This is a genomic window from Phascolarctobacterium succinatutens (assembly GCF_958453765.1).
Lineage (GTDB): Bacteria > Bacillota > Negativicutes > Acidaminococcales > Acidaminococcaceae > Phascolarctobacterium_A > Phascolarctobacterium_A succinatutens_B.
In genome coordinates this window covers 1-18,593 of the sequence record NZ_CAUDZA010000014.1, presented here as the reverse complement: position 1 = coordinate 18,593, position 18,593 = coordinate 1, and the positions used below count along the sequence as shown (strand labels likewise).

8 protein-coding genes are annotated in these 18,593 nt (G+C 46.8%); all 8 read left to right on the top strand.

The window, feature by feature from the left end; all coding sequences use genetic code 11:
* The first annotated feature begins 10 nt into the window (after positions 1-10).
* Positions 11-397 (top strand): DUF3783 domain-containing protein, encoded by a 387-nt coding sequence (locus tag Q7Q81_RS06845; protein WP_304274728.1) that lies wholly within the window; start codon positions 11-13, stop codon positions 395-397.
* A gap of 99 nt (positions 398-496) precedes the next feature.
* Positions 497-988, top strand: coding sequence for a YajQ family cyclic di-GMP-binding protein (locus tag Q7Q81_RS06840; protein WP_304274726.1), 492 nt, complete (start codon positions 497-499; stop codon positions 986-988).
* Positions 989-1,023: 35 nt separating this feature from the next.
* The gene (locus tag Q7Q81_RS06835) at positions 1,024-1,425 is read left to right on the top strand and encodes a YkvA family protein (RefSeq protein WP_304274722.1); all 402 of its coding nucleotides are present in this window, start codon (positions 1,024-1,026) and stop codon (positions 1,423-1,425) included.
* 476 nt (positions 1,426-1,901) lie between these two features.
* Entirely contained in the window at positions 1,902-3,035 is a 1,134-nt protein-coding gene (locus Q7Q81_RS06830) for an MBL fold metallo-hydrolase (RefSeq protein WP_304274718.1), read from the top strand.
* Positions 3,036-3,053: 18 nt separating this feature from the next.
* Positions 3,054-4,151, top strand: a complete 1,098-nt coding sequence (locus Q7Q81_RS06825; protein WP_304274715.1) for a hypothetical protein — start codon at positions 3,054-3,056, stop codon at positions 4,149-4,151.
* On the top strand, positions 4,141-6,975 hold the full coding sequence (locus Q7Q81_RS06820) for an Hsp70 family protein (protein ID WP_304274713.1): 2,835 nt from the start codon (positions 4,141-4,143) through the stop codon (positions 6,973-6,975). The genes Q7Q81_RS06825 and Q7Q81_RS06820 overlap by 11 nt, the downstream gene beginning before the upstream one ends.
* An 827-nt stretch (positions 6,976-7,802) precedes the next feature.
* Positions 7,803-9,467, top strand: a complete 1,665-nt coding sequence (locus tag Q7Q81_RS06815) for a ShlB/FhaC/HecB family hemolysin secretion/activation protein (RefSeq protein ID WP_304274709.1) — start codon at positions 7,803-7,805, stop codon at positions 9,465-9,467.
* A gap of 107 nt (positions 9,468-9,574) precedes the next feature.
* On the top strand, positions 9,575-18,593 hold a 9,019-nt coding region (locus tag Q7Q81_RS06810), incomplete at its 3' end, for a filamentous hemagglutinin N-terminal domain-containing protein (RefSeq protein ID WP_304274706.1).

Here is an 18,593-nt window from a genome sequence, read left to right as displayed (position 1 = left end):
GGAGAATCATATGCAAAAAATAATTTTGGCCTATAATTTTACACCTGAGCGTTTGCAGGCGCTGAAGCTGATTTGCATGATGCTGCGTACGCAGCTGCGCGCCGTAAAACGTGAGGAGCTGCTGCAGCCTGTAGGCTATCTGGCAGGCTTGCCCGAGGTGGCGTCTGTAGAAGAGCTTTACAGCGGTGACGATGGGCAGGAGGAAATGCTGCTCATGTGCGGCTTCAGCCGTCAGGATTTGGACAGACTGCTGGCTGCTATAAAAAAGGGCAAGCTGCGTCAGGTGGCGCTGAAGGCGATGCTGACACCCACCAACTGTACCTGGAGCGGCCTGCAGCTTTTGCAGGAGCTTAGCCAGGAGCATGCTTATATGCATGGTAAAAATGCAGGTAAATAAGCAAAATTGCCGCTGCCGGTAGTTTTACTGGCGTTAAAGCGCTTTCTTTGATATAATTAGGCATGATAAACTTTAGCTATATTTAGGAGGATAATAATAATGGCAAAAGATAGTTCCTTTGACGTTGTTTCCCAAGTTGATATGCAGGAGATGGATAACGCTGTTAATCAGGTTAAGAAAGAGATTGACCAACGTTATGATTTCCGCGGCAGCAATGCTTCCATCGAGCTCGGTGAGAAGGAAGTAAAAATTGCAGCTGAGGACGAGTACAAGCTGGGCGCAATTTTAGATATGCTGCGCCAAAAAATGGCTAAACGCGGTATTCCTCTGCGTTGCCTGGTTCCGGGCAAAATTGAACCCGCTGCTAAAGGCACCGTTCGCCAATCTCTGGAAATCCAACAGGGTATTTCTAAGGAGAACGGCAAAAAAATCGTGGCAGCTATCAAAACTTCCAAGCTGAAGGTAACTGCTCAGATTCAGGATGACCAGGTACGTGTTGCCGGTGCGAAAAAGGATGACCTGCAGGCTGTTATCCAGCTGCTGAAGGCCGGCGATTTCGGCGTTGATCTGCAATTCATCAACATGCGCTAAGCATTCGTCCACGGTTTGGAAAAGAGTGGAGCAAAATGACAGAACACAAAGACTTTGACAAAAAGAAAATCAATGACGGCGAGCTGCAGAAGTATTCCGGAAGCTACAGCGAGGAAGGCCTGCTGCATAAAATCAGCCGCTACGGTGCCCACATCGGCATCGAGCTGCTTTACAAGGCCGTGCAGCTGTGGTGCGTACTGCAGAAGCCGGAGGTTCCTGCGAAGGAAAAGGCGTTGATTATGGGCGCCTTGGGATATTTAATCACTCCCCTGGATTTTCTGCCGGATTTGACGCCGGTGCTGGGCTACAGCGATGATCTTGTGGCAATTACCTTTGCTCTGCTGAAGGTGCAGGGGTATATTGATGAAGAGGTTGATGCCAGAGCTAAGGAGCTGTTGGCGAAGGTTTTTGATAAGGATGTCGTTGCGAAGCTTTAATTACAAGCAAAAGAGGCGCTGCCGAAAGGCAGCGCTTTTTTTTTGCGCCAGCTTCCGGTGATGCAATGATTAATGCAACAGTTTGGTTGGCGTGCCCATATTATGCTTGCTGTAAAAAATATATAGAGCAATGGTAAAGCTTTGGCTGCGGCTAAGGCTTTTTTGTTGTGCAAAAGCAGGCTCAGCTACACTTCTTATAAAAAGATATTGGCTATTATCTTTCTTCCTCTTTCGTAAAATAAAAAACTTTCTTAGCGTGCCGTTTGGCAACAAAAATCGCAGATATAAACAGTGAAAGTAAAAGCAAGCAAGTCTGCATATCCTAATATCCTTGAGCACGCACCTTTTTTTCAATGATATTTTAAATCCTTCAAAGTATAATCATGTTGAAATAAAAATATCACAAAAGCAATGATAGACAGAAACTGTCACTGTCACTTGCTATACTGATATCAGCAAACAGAAAGGAGGAAGACATGCGACAAAAAGATATCTGTTTTATGCCCTTGGGAGGCGCTCAAAGCGTAGGCCGCAGCTGCTACTACCTGCGTCTGGGACAGAGTAACATCCTGCTAGATTGTGGACTTCAGCGCATCAACGGAGCAACTTGTTCCCCGGATTTTCGCAGCCTGCTTACCTCGCAATTCATGGAAAGCATGCAGCAGCTTGACCACGTTTACATTTCTCATGCGCACACCGACCATGTCGGCTACCTGCCGCAGCTCATGCAGATGGCACCTCAGGCTTCCGTTTACATGACACTGCAGACCAAGCAGCTTGCCGAATACCGTCTGATTGCCAATAGCAGTCAGCAGGGAGCAGCCGAAGCTTCGCGTTTGTTAAGCAACGTTGCGCCTGTCAATTACCTGCAAAAAATCAAGCAGCGTGATTACACAGTCACCTTTTTCCCGGCGGGGCATATCCCCGGCGCTATGATGACACTGTTTGAATATGCAGGCCGCAAAATTCTCTACACTGGCGACTACTCATTGCAATCAGCCTTCGGCCTTGATGGCTGCTGGTTGCCAGATGACCTGGAGGTGGACGTATTGCTGATGTGTGCACTGCATGCCAAGCAGCCTTACAGTGTTCGTGAAAAGAACACACTTCCACAGCGCATCAGTGAGGTTATGAGTAACCTGCGCTATGGGCAATCTGTTTATCTGCAGGCCTTTGACCCCGGCAGAGTGCTGGAGCTCTTAATGGCGCTCAACCGTGAGATGGAGCAGAGCGGACAGGTTTATCCAATCTATCTTGAGCCGGAGGCCATGGCCGCTGTGCACGTGATGGAAAGCCTGCAGCTGCCGGTACTGCAGCAAAACAACTACAGCAGCTTTTATGCCGGTGCAGCACATCCGCACGTTGTTATCTGTACCAAGCGCAAGGAGCAGGTAAGCTGGCGTTATCGTATTTTTGGCAATGCCTATACGTTGCATGAGGACTATGGGGAAATGCTCAGCTTCATTCGCAGGCTGAACCCGCGCCAGGCCTATCTGGTGCATTGTGCCGAGGGTTATTATGGTCACACCGTGGAGCAGGAGCTCATGCGTGATGCCCAATGCCGTACTCAGGTAGTTTTTCCTGAGGAAGGCGACATTTATACAATTTAAGAATTAGGAGGAAGCATAATGCTGGAAACAAAAAGTATTAAGGTACAGGGAATTTTAAAGGAGATTCATGAGAAGGTGCAGCAAAAGGCCGGGCGCTTCGAAAAAATTTCGGAGGATATTGTTTTGGAGAATCTGACCTTGCAGGCTCTGTGCGCCAATCTTCATATGTCGCCTGCTGCCTGTGCAGATTTCGTACAAAATAATTATGACTGCAGCTGCAGTGTTGACGATATGATCAGAATCTATCGCGACTTCAAGATTAACACCGAAGAAAAACGCCTGGAGGTTTTTGAAAATGCTACCGGCGTTACCATCATGTTGGAAAAAAGCATGAACGGTGACCAGCAGGCTTATGAGCTGTATCGCAGCACCCGGGAAAAATTCATGGAAAAAAAGCCTAAGCATTACTATAAAATTCTTTTGGCTGTGATTTTTCACAATATTAAGCAACTGCAGCAGGAAAATGATCAGCAGATGATTACCAGCTTTGGCAATACACTGTGCAAATATCTGCTTTTTGATATAGAAAACGCCATTACTTATGCCTATGGCTTCAATAAGCACCGCAGTAGTGCACCAGCCACCAATAATAATGCGAAAAAAGTTCATAGTCCTGAGCAGGAGCGTTTGCTGCAAAAGCTGGCAAGTCTTGAAAGCGCGCTGGAGCAATCCGATATGCTGCTCAGAGACCTGCAAAGTGAATTTGACGAACGCCTGGAGGCTGTTAAGCTGCAGGAAATGACAGAGTTCTTCGGTAAGCTCAATTCTGATAAATATGGCTGTATTTTGGACGAGCTGCTGATGCTGCGTAAGGGCATTGACGCTGTGAAAAAGAGCGGTTATGTGCTGCCGTTGGAGATCAATGGTTTGCTGATTATGGTGCGCAAGCTGGTACAATTTTTGCGTGACAGCCATATTAATCCCATGCTGAAGCCTGAATCGTTGCGCATTGTAAAGGCTGGCGATGTTGAATTCTGGAACTACGAGGGAACTCCTTTTACCTGTGCTGAGGAAGAAAAGCAGGTTAAGGTAATTTCTCCTGGTTGGATTTATAGCGAAAAACAGGTACAAATTTCTCGTCCGAAGGTTAAGGAGGTTGTAGATAATGTTGATTAATAATGAAGAACACAATGATTTATGCGTAGGCATTGACCTGGGAACCACCAACTCTGTTTTGGCTACAGTTAATCTTAAGGCTAATGGCGATATCGTCAGCAAGGTAGTAGACCTGCCGCGTGCTGTAGATGTTTACAACAGCGCAGCAGGCAAGGCGCGCCTGAACACGCAGAAGAAGCCGCTGCTGCCGTCCTGCGTGTATTACCGTGAGGAATACGGCTATGAGCCGCTGGTAGGCGATTTTGCCAAAAACCAGTATGCGCTGCGCCCGCATCTGGTAGCAAAATCTATTAAAAGCCAGATGGGAAGTGCGCATGCCGAAGGCTTGGCTGATGAGATTATGGATAAAACTCCGGCGCAGGTTTCGGCACGTATCCTGCAGCACATGCTGCGGGAGGCCAGCAAAATTTATCGCACGGAAATCAAGGACGCGGTAATTACCGTACCTGCTAACTTTGACTCCGTAATGTGCCAGGCAACACGTGATGCTGCCGCGTTAGCCGGTATTCAGGTTACCAATAAGGATGGCAGCGAAAGACCAGTGCTGCTTTCTGAGCCGAATGCCGTTATCTATGATTTAATTAACCAGGTACAAAATGGTGAGATTTCTAATCATATTATTGACCTCAGCAGCGAGAAGAACGTGCTGGTGTTTGACCTGGGTGGCGGCACCCTGGATATTACGATGCATAAGATTAAACGTCGTGAGGACTGTCCCGACGTTTTAAAGGTAGATGAAATTGCTACCAACAGATACACTCTTTTAGGCGGCGATGACTTTGATCAGGCCATTGCTGATGTAATGTTTGAGCATTACCAAAAACAGTATTCTACTAGTCCTATGGTTGTGCGCAAGCTGCAGCAGGAAAAGAAGGCCATCATGCCTCAACTGCTGAACTATGCAGAGGAGCTGAAGCTGGAGCTGAGCGAGCGCCGTCAGGCAGAAAGCAGCTATGCTGCCGATGACAGTTTTGGCTGGGATGATGAGGAGGATGCCGAAGAATTTTTCGTAGGCGGTAACATGGGCGGCATCGGTTACGCCTATGACGACAGCTTCACTCAAGAGGCTGTGGAAAAGATTCTGCAGCCGTTTATGGGAAAAAATCTGCAGCTTGCCGACTACAAGAAAATAGACAGTCTGCAGGATACGAAGAATATTATCTATCCTATTCTTGACGTTTTGCAAAAGAGTGCCGCTAAGCTGGGTGATGAAGTGAAGGTAGATGCCGTAATTGTCAATGGCGGTATGAGCAAATTCTATATGGTTACGGACCGCCTGCGCGAATTCTTCGGCCTGGAGCCGATTGTGGCGCTGGACCCGGACCAGGCTGTAGCAAGAGGTGCAGCAGTATATCATTATTACCTGCACAAATATGCGAAACAAATGCAGGAGGATATGCGCATGGTAGGCGCAGAAGCGCCTGCTCTGCAGCCCTTGCCCGGCAAGGCTGCAGCTCCGAAGGCTGCTGCCGCAGCCGTACAGCAGCGTGCTGCAATTGAATGGGGTAAAAATATTCTTAATGACAGCCTGTATCTTGGTATGCGCGATGGTGCTGTACAGGAGCTTGTTGCCGGCGGCACGGATCTGCCGTACCAGTCCGACTATATTAAGGGCTTTCAGCTGCTTCCAGACAAGGCAGAGATTGCCATCCCTATTAAAAGACGTACCTTTGGCGACACTTACCAGACCATCGGCAATGGTCATCTGAAGCTGGAGCATGGTTATAAGGATGGTGCTTACGTTGCGATTCGCGTGCTCATGGGCAGCAACAAGGTGCTGAGCATGGAGATGCTTTTGAGCAGTGATGTGGATATGCACCAGATTCTGGAGCAGAAAACTGCTGAAATCGTTATCGGCGGCGATAATCCTGATGCACATGCTACTAAGCTGAAATTCAATCCTCCCGCCGGTACTAAGCTGAACGTGCATAATGAGCTGCATGGCCTGCAGACCTTGTGTGAACGCAAGAGTACTGCCAAGGGCAATGTGCCAAAGGATGTCATCAACAAGCTGAGCCAGCGCACCAGCAGTATTGCTGCTGCCGGTAATAAGGCAGAATTTGCCAGACCGCTGCTGGAGATGCTGTGCTATACCAATAATGATGAGCTGCGCCTGCGTCTTTTCACCATTGCCCGCAAGCATGTTGCTTATTGGACTGAGCAGCAGCGCCAAAGCTTAGCAAGAGAGTGTTTGAACCAACTGCAGGGTGTACTGCAGGGCTTCCCATGCTATGGTCTCAAAATTAATGTCAACATTCAGGCCATCTATACCCTTGGCTGCTGCGGCAGTAAGGAGCAGGTTGCCAAAGTGCAGCCGCTGGCAGCTGAAAACCGTTATTATACAGCAAGCCTGTACGCGTTGGGCAAGAGCCGCGTTGCTGGCAGCTTTGTGCAAGAGGTATTCCAGCGTGATGCTTACTGCGAAAGCAACAAGTGTAACCTGCAGGTTACAGCACATGCCCTGGGCATGGCGCTGCGCCTGGAGGATGGCGGCAGAGCGGCAGGCCTTGATGTGGACAAGGCAGTGGAGGACCTTTGCTTCATTATCAACAACCGCACTGTTCTTGATGTAAACTACAGCAGCGAGATTGTCTGCTGCCTGATTGCCCTGGCCTATGCCTGCGACCAGCGTTTTGGGGGAAATACTGTGTCTTCTGCTTCTATGGAGCTGGCAAGACAGACTTTGGCAAATCTCAACCGCAACTACAGCACGGAGGTTATGATGCGTCTGGCCAAGGCTGCTGGCGTTGCCTACAAAATGCTTGATGGTGAAAGCCTGTCTGAGGATGAAGAAGAGTTCCTGCTGAAGAAGCTGGAAATTTAAAACGGAAATAATAATTAAGTGAAGTTCAAAAGGACTGTCCCTGGCGATGATGTATCGCCTGTGGGGGCGGTCCTTTTTGATTTTATGTTGATGATGGAGATATCATATCTGTTGCGTATTTTTTTACGCAAAAATTAGCAAAGATATAATTTTTTAAAGTTTACTTATACCTATCTGAACCTTAACTGTTAAAATCTCTTCAACTAAATGTAACGTATTTAAGAGTTAATGAAAATTTTTACGCCGAATGTAGCGTGTTCATGGATAAGAGTTTGACTGGGGGGGGACATAGTGCTATAATTGCTATTAATAAGATAGGTAATTTATAAAAGTAAGTGTATTTCTAATCGCATATATTTTAGAAAAAATATTCATGGATAAAACTTATCTGGAAACAATAATCCTTATAAAGTGAGTGCTTGTGAATTGCAATATAAATTGATGCAGGTTTTTGCTAAAGCTAAAATATTTGCAAAAACATCAAGAAAAATGTTTTCTGAAGCTTAAAAAAGGGCAGTTTACGATAATATTAATAAAGAGTAAAATAATCGAGAGAGAAAAAGATACTCGTTGTTCATACTTTCTGTGATGTAAGTGTATAACAGTTGCGATAATATTAAATATTTCAGTCGATAGTGGTTATATTGACTGATTTTAATCGGTAGTGTTGTGCGAAAAATTACCTGCTGTTTCAGTTTACTGTCTGCAGGTACTGCTACTTCCTTTATTAAGAATATTTCATACCATAAATAAATAATGTACGTGAACAATTGAGAATTTATATATTAACAATTCAAGTGGTGTGCTTTTTGGAGAAAATTAAGAGAATGGAGCTGAATATAATGAACAAAAAGCTGATAGCAGCAGCTGTTATGTGCTCACTGATGAGCACAACGGCATTAGCTGCAAACCCCATACCTACCTTTGATAAGGAGGCTGTAACGACACATCCTTACAACAGAACAGGTCAACAGGAGCAACAGGTGGAAGGCATGCAAGGTGCAGGCGAGCTTTATAAGCCTGGCAATACAGGCACGGAGGCTCATCCGGCGTTTTTTGTTGCCAAGGTTAAACTGACAGGCTTCACGCTGCCTGATAAGAACGGCAAGCTGGCAGCTATCTGCAAAGAGTATGAAGGACGCAGCCTGCAGATGGCAGAGCTGCAGCAGCTCATCAGCAGAATTAATGAATATGCGCGCACCTGCGGCTATACTGTAGCGCAGGCTATTGTGCCGCCGCAGGAGGTAAAGCAGGGCGAGCTGGAAATTGCAGTTTACGTTGCCAAATACGATGATATTGAGATTATCAGCAATGAATCGGACGTAGCTGACAGAGTGCTGGCTGGTTATATTCATAAGAATCTGCAAAGCGGTGCTTATATCATGGATAAGCCGCTGGAAATGACGATGAACAACATCAACGATTTGCCGGGGGTTGTTGCCAGAGCGATTTTAGCACCGGGCAGCAAGCCTGGCACCACGAAGGTAAAGGTGCAGGTGCTGCGTCGTCCCGTCTGGAACAACTACGTATTTACTGATAATGCCGGCGGCTACTACAGCGGCCGTTATCGCTACGGCTTTAATACCGAAATAAATAACCCCGGTCATCAGGGTGACAAAATCATTTTGAACGGCATGCTCACCAACCATGATACCAAAAACTATGGTGCACGCTATGAAGCGCCTGTCGGACGTGACGGCACGCGCTGGGGCATTGGCTGGAGCCAGAGCAGTTACGACCTTAATACAAACAGCTTTTATAATTCTCTCGGTCAGTCGCGTGGCTTCAGCTTCTATGGTCTGACGCCTGTATACCGCGACCGCATGAACCGTGTAACGGCGATTTATGGCTATGACCACCGCAAAATTAAGGATAGACTGCAGTTGAAGGCTGCAGGATTGGCAGGAATAGAGCTGACCACGGAGAAAATGGCCAATGTTTACCATGCAGGCATCAGCGGCAGCAAGTATCTGCCGAACCGCTTCAGCCAGTATAGCCTGATTTACTGGTATGGTAATTTGAGTGGCGGTGGCAAATCCCTGGATGGTGACTACCATAAGCTGACAAGTGACCTGCTGCACGTTATTTATGATGGTAAAACAAACTACCGCGTACAGCTCAGCGGCCAAATTGCCAACCGCAACCTGGACGGCAGCGAAATGTTCTACCTGGGCGGTATGAACGGCGTGCGTGCTTATGGTGCCAGTGAAGGCAGCGGCGATATTGGCTTTACTGCTACTGCCGAGGTTCGCCGTCAGACGGGCATCAAGGGATTGGAGGCTGCAGCCTTTATTGACACAGGCGCAGTAAAATCGCATAATGCTGCTCTTATCGAGCATCTTTCCGGCTGGGGTGTGGGCATGCGCTATAATTTGGATAATTCTTGGCATGCTCAATTGGATTATGCCCGCAAAATCAATGCGCAAAAAGACAGGGTTGAACCACGTGACCATAGCGGCCATATGTGGTTCCAGCTTTATAAAATGTTTTAAGTGATCTTGTCTGGTGCTTTTCTGCGTCTTAAGGGAGAAGGTGCGGACAAGCAAGCTCATAAAATAAATTGATAATTGAATATGCAGCTTAAATGAAGGGAGAAAAAATGAAACAAAAGGATAGTTTAAATAAACGTTTAAATACGCGTCTGGCCAGTCTTGTAATGCTTTCTGTGCTTTCAGTGCCATGGGTTGCCAGCGCCGCAGGCAACAGCGTTGTTGCCAACAACATGCTTCCCGGTAATGGGAAACAAGGTGACGTAATTGCCGGTAATATTGAAGGTGGTTTTAACGGCAGCTGGACGCAGGGCAACCAGATGAATTTGCACCAGATGACGCAAAATGCCATTGTCACCTGGGACAGCTTTTCCATTGGTGCCAATGCTACCGTAACTATCCGTGGTGACCACGATAACTTTAATATGCTGAACTATGTTACTGGTAGCGAAAGCTCGCAGATTTACGGCAAGCTGAATTCCTATGTCGGTGGTAAGCAGGGCGGCAATATCTATCTTGTAAACCCTAACGGCGTGCAGATTGGTAACAGTGCGGAAATTAATGTCGGCAGCCTGCATATTGCCAACAAAAAAATAAATAATATCGACACTTGGAAAGAAGATACTGATATCGCCAACGCGCTGAAGCAGAACAGGGAAATGACCGACGCCGAGCTGATGAGCCTGGGTTATATCAACGCCAATAAGCTGGTCTTTGAGGGTGAACGTGTAGTTATTGATATGGACCGCCTCAGTGGTCTTGATACCACTAAGGCTGATGCCTTGACTATTGTCAGCAAGCCTTATGATAACAAGAGTGTTGGTGATAACCGCAAGTATGATATTGTACTTGGCAGCAGTACGCCGGAAAAGGCCGCTGAATGGGGCAAATATATGGTGTTCACTGATGTCAGCGATAATGGCGGTACTATGGATACAACAACAAGCACCAGCTGGCATGGCACGACTAATGTTGGCAATCCTGATGCACCGAACCAGACAATTGCCGAATTCTTTACCTACCGTTGGATTAAGGACGGCAAGGAATTGGCAAAAATCGGCAAAGCGGATGGTTGGGGAATGGGGGACCATTATGCCCTGCGTTATTCTATTGACCTGACGGGCAGTGACCAGACTCCTATTGGCACTACTGAGAATAATGCCTTCAAGGGCAAGTTTGATGGTCTTTATAATTCTATCTTTGGCCTGAGCATTAAGAACAGTGATGGCAGCAAGGGCGATGCCACTGGCCTGTTTGGCTTTACTGACGGCGCAATTATGGGCAATGTAACGCTGATTGCCGGTACTGATGGCATTTCCGTGCAGGGCGGCGATAACACCGGTGCCTTTATCGGTCATGCGGTGAACACCACAGTCAAGGGTGTCAACAGTACGCTGAAGGTCAGCGGTAAAAATAATGTCGGTGGTATCATCGGTTATGCTAAGGATGATACAGGGCGTACCTATAGCTTTGCTGATGCTGCTGGTTCTGTTCAGCCGGACAGCCGCAGCAGTGAGCTGTCGAACCTGACTAATACTGGTAATGTCAGCGGTGTTAGCAATGTTGGCGGCCTGGTTGGCTATATGGAGGGCGGCAAGCTGTCCAATGATGAGGAAAACCGTGTCCAGTACAAGGGCTCCTATAACCTTGGTAAAATTACCGGTATAGATAATGGCTCTAACAATATCGGCGGCATGATTGGTAGAGCAGAAAATGCGACTGTTGGTGGCACGAAGAATACGCTGATTAACTATAATACTGTTGAGGGTGGCTATAATGTTGGCGGTATCGTTGGCAGTATTTCCAATACAACTGTTGATAATGCCTCTAACGAAGGCATTATCAAGGCCAATGGCTATACTACTGACAGCTATATTTATCATACAGATTACCAAAAAGATAATTGGCAGAATAATGACAGTGTGCTTACCGGTACCCATAAGGCTGATGTGCGTGCAGCAAATGTCGGCGGCATTGTTGGCAGCAGCAGTGCTGGCAGCAAGCTGAAGGATGTAACCAACAAAGCGGATGTAAGCTCCGCGTTGGTAAAGAAAACTGCTGATAGTGGCGATAATCCTGATGGCTACGACCATTATGCAGCAGGTAACGTAGGCGGTATTGTCGGCCGTGCCGAGGACAGCTATATCACCAATGCCAATAACGTAGAAAGCAATATCCGCGGTGCGATGAACGTAGGCGGTATTGCCGGTTATTTTGGTTCCACCGATGTCAATGATGTATATAAAAATGATTACCGCATTCTGAACGCTATTAACAACGGCGGTGACATTATGGCTACCGGTGGCATCAAAAGCGATGGCGATTTTACTTACGAAATCACCCGCAGTGATTACAACCCCAACCAAGATAAAGAAAAATATATCACCGGTAATATTGGCGGTATAGCAGGCTATCTGTACGGTGCGGCGGTGCGTATTGAAGCTGGTGGCAACCGCGGCGATGTGCATACTGCGGCAGAGGATAGGTTGAAGCTGACGGCACAGGCTGCCAATGTAGGCGGCATTGTCGGTAAAATTGACATGCCGAAGGCAACGGATAGCAATGGTAAAGTTCTGACTGATAAAGAACAACTTGATATTATCAAAAATGATACCAGTGCTGCCAGTAGTAGTGCCCATGCCAACGCAGTAGTTTCCAGCAGCTATAATACAGGTAATGTTAAGGGTTATACCAATATTGGCGGTATTGGCGGCTTTGCCTACAATGGCAGTATTGCTGCCTCCTATAACGTAGGCGATATTCATACAACACGTGCTGATGCAAGTGGTACGACGCCGATTAATATGGGTGGTATCCTGGGTGACAGTACCGAACAGGCCAGCGGCCGTGTTATCATTTACGATACTTATAACAAGGGTACGATTGGCGACAGCGGCTTCGGGACTTTTGGACGCCATGTCGGTGGCATCGTCGGCCGTTTGAGCGGCATTGTTGAAAAAAGCTATAACAATGGTGATATTTACAATGGCTTAAACGTTGTCGGCGGCATTGCCGGTTATTGGTACAGTGGTTATCTGAAAAACGTTTTCAACACCGGTAATATTACGGTAAATAACAAGAACAGTACGGATAGCCAGGTAGGTGGCATTGTTGGTGGCGTAGACTTGAACGGCGGCAATAAAAGCAGTGGCGACATTGATGATATGAGTATTGCCAATGCTTATAACCTTGGTTCCTTACGCTCCTTTAAGGATGCTGGCGGTGCTAATGTAGTTGGTGGCATTTTGGGAGCTATATATAGGTGGCCAAGTAGTTTTCAACCTGGTAGTAACTACAAGTTGAAGATAAGCAATGTCTATACCATGGGTAATCTGTATGTTAATAGCGGTAGGCTTGGTGATATATTAGGTTTCTACGGCCGTAATACAAATCAAAATTCTGTCACATTCGATAAGGTTTATTACATCCGTCCGCAGGATGATAATGGTTACCTTGATTTAACATTAAATCCTGCCAATCTTGAGCTGCTAAAAAAGGCCAATGTCATTGAATATGATAAGTTGAAAGATAAGACCCAGTGGGGGGACTTTAGCTTTTCCAAACAGGAGAATGGCACAATAACAGAAGCAACGGATGATAACTGGCGTATGAGCGATGGCAGCCTGCCGATGCTGAACGCCTTCCTGTCAGGCTCGCATAAATACTTCAGCCAGGAAAGCAACTGGCAGGAGTTCATTAAGGATAATAAAGGTGCGAATGTGCAGTATGGCACGGCCTATGATCCGCTGCTGACGATTATCAACACCAAAAAGGATTTAAGCTTCAATTGGAGCGATATGGACCTGAAGAACAATGGCTCCCTGGCAGTTTTTGGCTTGCCCAATGCTGATAATACCCTTCGTTATACTCCTGGCCTGACGCTGAATAATGTAGAAATTACCAACAGCACGCATGTTTTTGGTGGCACCATTTACAGCGATGGCTTGCTGGAGCTCAACGCCAAGGATAACCTGCAGGGTGGACTGCGCTTTGGTATGGACAGCATGCTTTACGGCAGTGATGTTGTGTTAAATACCAACAGCTCCATGGAGCTGAGCGGCAGCGTTATATCGACCGGCAATCATAATGCGCTTTCCAGCTTTAATCCGGAAAAATCGCTTCAGCATGGCATTACCATCAACGCCGGCGATTTAACTGTCTATGGCAAGCTGATTACCATGGGCAACGAGAAAGAAGGCACCAATGTTATTGTTCCTGGTATTAACTATGGTTATGTTGATTCCCAGAAACCTGATAAGGATAATGTGTCAGACAAAACTAAGGCAATGACCTCTCAAGGCATGGCACATGCTTATCAGCTACATACTGCAACTGCCAAAACAGGCGATATCACCATCAGCACCATGGAAAATACCCTGGCTGATGGCACGTACATGAGCGGTAGCGCCAACCTGCTGTATGGCAACTATAAAAAAGGCAAGATTGTAACTAAGGGTAACCTGACTGTCAGCAGCAGCGGCGATATCCTTGTCGACAGCGACCTTGATATCGCAGGCAGCATTAACCTGAGCGGTGCTGATGTACCTGACGAACCGGGCACTGTTTATGTAAACGATATTACCCTGGACCTTTCCAATATCGGTGGCGAGCTGACGGGTAATGATAAGGTGAAGGCGCTGCATAAATTTATTGATGCGCATACGACAAAAGCAACCGGCATTTATGGCAGCAATAACAGTGAGCTGACAGATGATAAGCACTCCATGAAAATCACCTTCGATTTATGGGATGATAATTATACGTTTGGCGGCGTTACGGGAAATCTGAACTTTGCCAAGAATGACCTTAAAGAAAACGATACTACCGTCAAAGTGTCAGATAAACTGCAAAACCTGTATGTGGAATCAGCAGGTGAGAATTATAAAGGTGATAAAATCCGCAATGTTATTTATACCTGGATAAGCAATGCCGAGGAGCTGAACTCCTTGCAGCGTGTTGCTCAAAATATGACTGACAGAGATGCGTTAAGCTATAATTATGTCCTGAAAAATGATATAGATGCCAGCGGCCTGGTGAATGCAGAAGGCAAGAGCACCTATAACACTATCGGCGGTGGCACTACAGCTTTTACAGGCACGTTTGATGGTGATGGTCACACAATTGTCGGCTTGCAGGCTAAAGGCGGTATTTTTGGCAAGCTGGGCAGTGGCGCGGTAGTTAAAAACATCAACATCGCTTCTTCCGTATTCACCGGTAATGATACTGGTGACAGTGTTGGCGCTGTAGCAGCAGAAAATAATGGTGGCAAAATCAGCGGCATTTCCGGCTATGGCAATACCGTAAAAGGCAGCAGCGGTTATATCGGTGGCCTTGTAGGCAAAAACTACGGCGGTATTACTAACAGCGATGACCAGAGTACAGTTATCGCCGGGGCGAATACTGTAGCAGGCGGCATTGCAGGCGTTAATGGCGGTACTTTTGACTGGAGTAATTTTGAAGCGAAAATCGGTTATATTGATAATGTTCAAAGCAACAGTGCGGTGACAACTGCTGGTCTGTCTGCAGATCAGTATGCATCTAATTTGGGAGGTATTGTCGGTATCAACGAAAAACATGAACTTAGTGTTTTGGGACCTGAGATGGATACTGATATTGATAATGTTTCCGCTCATGGTGTTACTGGTAAAGCTGGCAGCACTAAAATTTCTGGTGGCATTGTTGGCACGAACAACGGCAAGCTTACCAATGTCTACAATGAAAGTATTATCCACGGCTCTGAGGCTATAGGTGGTATTGCCGGCACCAATGTGATGGATGATCCAGATGGCTTTTTCGCTTCACAGCCAACGCTGGAAAATATTGCCAATGCTGTAGAGATTATTGGTGATGCAGGCAGCCAAAATGTTGGTGGCCTGGTAGGTATGCAGGACCATGCTGCTACAAACCAGGGACGCAATACCGGTGCGATTACCGGCTGCACCAATGTCGGCGGCATGGTAGGCTACAATACAGCGGGCTCCTACCTCAACAATCTGGAAAATTCTCCGCAGGCTACCATTACCGGTATTAAGAATGTAGGCGGTATTGCCGGTGTTAACGAGGGTGTAATTTCCGCGGATGACCAGCTGAACTTGCTGAACAGCGGTAAAATCTACGGCTGGGAAAATGTCGGCGGCATTGCCGGTAAAAACAGCGGCACAATTGATAATGTCAATTCCAATATCAACCTGTATGTGATTGATGACGCGACACGAACTGCTTTAAAGGGAAGCACGGAAATTGTAGCTAATGCGCAGTTCTTCGGCGGCGTTACCGGTGAAAACATTGGCATCATCACCAATGCGACCAACAGGGCCAGAGTGGATGCTGCGCAGGCTTCCTATGTCGGCGGCATTGTCGGCAGAAACACAAGCGAAGACGGCAAAGTTGGCCAGCTCCTGGGCATGGGCAACAGTAATGAAGGCTTTGTTATCGGCAATAACTATGTCGGCGGTGTTATCGGCAAAAATGAAGTGGATATTACCGGTACTTCAGAACAAAGCGTAGGTATTGTCAACTCCGGTACCGTTATTGCTTTAGCTGGTGGTGCTGGCGGCATCATTGGTGAAAACAGTGCGAATATTACTTACGTCAACATGACAAATGAGGGCGAAGTGCATGGCAGTGCTTCTGCTGACGGTACCATGGAGGAAAACGGCACCGGCGGTATTATCGGTGTAAATGCCGTTGGCGCGAATATCAGCAATTCCTCCCTGATGAACAGAGTAAATGGTAATGTCAGCGGTGTAGCAAATGTCGGTGGCATCATTGGTATTAACCATGGTGTTATCACCGGTGGTCGCGATGATAAGAACAATTATTACAAATACCAGATTTACAACAATGGCACGATTCAGGCAGGCTCCTACGATGCAACAAACGGTACTATTACAGCAGTTGATGGCGAAAACATCGGCGGTCTGCTTGGCAATAACAGCGGCAAGCTGACGGCAGGCTATAACACCGGTGTGGTCGATGCAGGACAAAGCAGCAACGTTGGCGGTATCGCCGGTACTAACAGCGGCACGCTGAACCAGGTGTTCAACAGCGTAGTAACAGTAACCAAGACCGAAACCGGAGCAACTGATGCTGATGGCAGAAAGCTTTATAATTATACCTATACTGATGGCGGTGCAATCAGCGGCGCTAGCAATGTCGGCGGTATCGTTGGCAGTAATACGGCTGGAGGCCAACTGAGCAACGCTTATAGCACTACTGCGGTAGCAGGCAATAGCAATGTGGCAAATATTGTAGGCAGCAATGCAGGCCAGGTAAGCAATATTTATGGCTATGCAGCAAATGGCAACACCAACGTAAATGGTGGCACTGTCAGAAACAGCTATATCATCAAGAAAGACGGAACGCTGAAAGAAAACGGCAAGGATGCCAAGAAGCTGGACAGCTATACTTTTGATTATAAGGATACAACCTGGAAGCTTTACGATAAACGCACTAACCCGCTGCTGAAGGTGTTCCTGACCAAGGTTACGGTAGATGGCGACCTGCAGAAAGGTTGGGTTTATGATGCGACAAATCATCTTGATATCCACGGCTGGATTGAAAACGGCAAGCTTAAAACAAATGATGCGGCCAACGATGCTTTTGCGGCTTATAAGAACAACAACAGCCTGCTGCAGGGCGAAGCTCTGAAGAACGTCGGTGATTATAGCAGCTGGCTGTGGTCCGGACAGATTGCCAGCGGTGGCGAAGTAGGCCCCAACAACCTGGGCTATGACTTTACCGTGAGTGATATTACGGTTACCAAAAAGGTGCTGAATGTTATCGGTAATACTGTTAACAGAACGTATGGCAGTTTGCTGAAAGACCATGATTATGCATTGAGCATTGATGGACTTGACAGCTTCAATAGCGCTATGAAGGCAGAGCTGGATGGTAAGGTGATTATCACTGATTTGCAGGATACAATCCAAAACAGCAAGGATACAGGTATTATTACTGTTGGGGATGAAAAGCGTACTAATAATAAGGGAACCTATGAGTGGCAGGCAGGCGTTAAGCTTGATGGCAGCCTTACAGGCAATTATGAATTCCAAAATGATGGTGTAAGCAGCACAACAACGACAGTTCATGGCAAATCTAATGTTTTGGCGCGCAAGGTTTACCTGAATAATATTAATGCTAATCTGACCTACGGTAGCAGTGATGCTATTAATAACCATATCAATGGCGTGGTAAGCATTAAGGATTTGGCAAATGCTATTGTTTATGGTGATAATGTCAAGCTGGCTGATGGTGCCGTCGTTAATTTGAAGGATGGCAGCAGCTATGCGACTAATAAGGGCGGGCGCAATACTGCGGACGCTGATACATATGCTGACAGCCTGAAAATTGATCATGCAAAGCTTACCGGCGATGCAAATAAGTTGGGCAACTATGAGCTTGTTAATGACGCTACAGGCAGCATTACCGTTGACCAGGAAACAATGCATGTTAAGCTGAACGATGTTGAGCGCACCTATGGTAATACAGCGCTGATTAATGGTACAGCATACGGCGTTAACGGATTGACTGGTAATGTCAACGGCGATAATTATGGTGTCGGCAATGTAACTATGGGCGCTGTTACCGGCGATGGCGCGGTTGATGGCGTAAGCGGCAGCAAGGTAACCAATGATGCTGGTGATACTTATAAGTGGAATGCTAATGTAGTTGCAGCGAACGATAAGCTTAAGCAAAACTACAAGCTGGTTGTTGATGGTGGTGCTTCCGTGGTTAAGCAGGCAACCTTGCAGGTAAGCTTGAACGATGTAGTACGCACCTACGGTAATGCAGCGATTACCAGCGGTAGCTACAGTGCAAGTAATATCACTGGTCTGGTAAACGGCGACAGCTATAATGCCGGCGATGTTAAGGTAACAGTTACTGGCGACGGCGCAACTGATGAAGTAAGCGGCAGCAAGGTAACGAACGATGCAGGTAACTATGAGTGGACAGGAAGCGCAAGCACTACAAATGCAGGCTTGGGTAAGAACTATAATCTTGTAGTAACTGCAAATGGCAAGTCTAAAGTAGAAAAGGCAACGCTGAATGTTGGCCTGAACGACGTAGTACGCACCTATGGTAATGCAACGATTACTAGCGGCGGTTACAGCGCAAGTAATATCACTG